Origin of the sequence: Sphingomonas sp. Leaf38, assembly GCF_001421825.1 — a bacterium.
Lineage (GTDB): Bacteria > Pseudomonadota > Alphaproteobacteria > Sphingomonadales > Sphingomonadaceae > Sphingomonas.
Genome location: NZ_LMLD01000011.1, coordinates 3,610 through 4,818, shown reverse-complemented (window position 1 = coordinate 4,818; position 1,209 = coordinate 3,610). Strand labels below are relative to the sequence as shown.

The 1,209-nt window shown below is 69.7% G+C and carries 1 protein-coding gene; it reads left to right on the top strand.

The window, feature by feature from the left end; all coding sequences use genetic code 11:
• The first annotated feature begins 94 nt into the window (after nucleotides 1-94).
• Nucleotides 95-1,168, top strand: a complete 1,074-nt coding sequence (gene prfA / locus ASE88_RS07360) for a peptide chain release factor 1 (RefSeq protein ID WP_056477224.1) — start codon at nucleotides 95-97, stop codon at nucleotides 1,166-1,168.
• Nucleotides 1,169-1,209 lie beyond the last annotated feature (41 nt).

Here is a 1,209-nt window from a genome sequence, read left to right as displayed (position 1 = left end):
GGGGGGGGGGGGGGCTCCACGTCGCGCAACGCCCGTGGTGCGCCCCCTCCACCGCCCTGCGGGCGGTCCCCCTCCCCGTGCCGGGGAGGATCTTGTGACCCAGATATCCCCCGACCGCATCCGCGCGATCGAGGCGCGGCGTGATGAGTTGCAGGCGCTGATGTCGACCGGCGATCTCCCCTCGGACCGCTTCGTCGCGGTGTCGAAGGAATATGCCGAACTCGAACCCGTCGCGCAGGCCGCCACCGAAGTACGCCGGTTGCGGCAGGAGGCGGAGAGCCTCGCCTTCATGGCCGAGGATGCCGACGACGAACTGCGCGCGATGGCAGCCGAGGAGCTGCACGAGAACCGCACGCTGCTCGAGACCGCGGACCGCAAGCTCGCGCTCGCGCTGCTCCCGCGCGATTCCGCCGACGAGCGCTCGGCGATGCTCGAGGTCCGCGCCGGCACGGGTGGCGACGAGGCGGCGCTGTTCGCGGGCGATCTGTTCCGCATGTACCAGCGCTATGCCGAATCGCAGGGCTGGCGCGTCGAGATGATCTCAGGCTCGTCGTCCGACGCGGGCGGCTTCAAGGAAGTCGTCGCCAGCGTCACAGGGCAGGGCGTGTTCGCGAAACTGAAGTTCGAGAGCGGCGTCCACCGCGTCCAGCGCGTACCCACGACCGAGGCGGGCGGGCGGATCCACACGTCCGCGGCGACCGTCGCGGTGCTGCCCGAGGCGGAGGAGGTCGACGTCAAGATCGACGACAAGGATCTGCGCATCGACGTCTATCGCTCGTCGGGGCCGGGCGGCCAGTCGGTCAACACGACCGACAGCGCGGTGCGGATCGTGCATATCCCGACCGGGCTGACGGTGATCCAGCAGGACGAGAAGTCGCAGCACAAGAACAAGGCCAAGGCTTTGCGCGTGCTGCGGACGCGGCTCTACGAGGCGGAGCGCGACCGGTTGCACGCCGAGCGCGCGGGCGCGCGCAAATCGATGGTCGGGTCGGGCGACCGCTCGGAGCGGATCCGGACGTATAACTTCCCGCAAGGCCGCGTGACCGATCACCGCATCAACCTAACGCTGCACCGCCTGCCCGAGATCGTCGCGGGCGAGATGGACGAGCTGATCGGTGCGCTGGTGTCGCAGGACGAGGCGGACCGGCTGGCGCAACTGGATGGGTGACGTTTACCCGGTCGCGACGTCATCCCCCTTCCGCTTGCGGG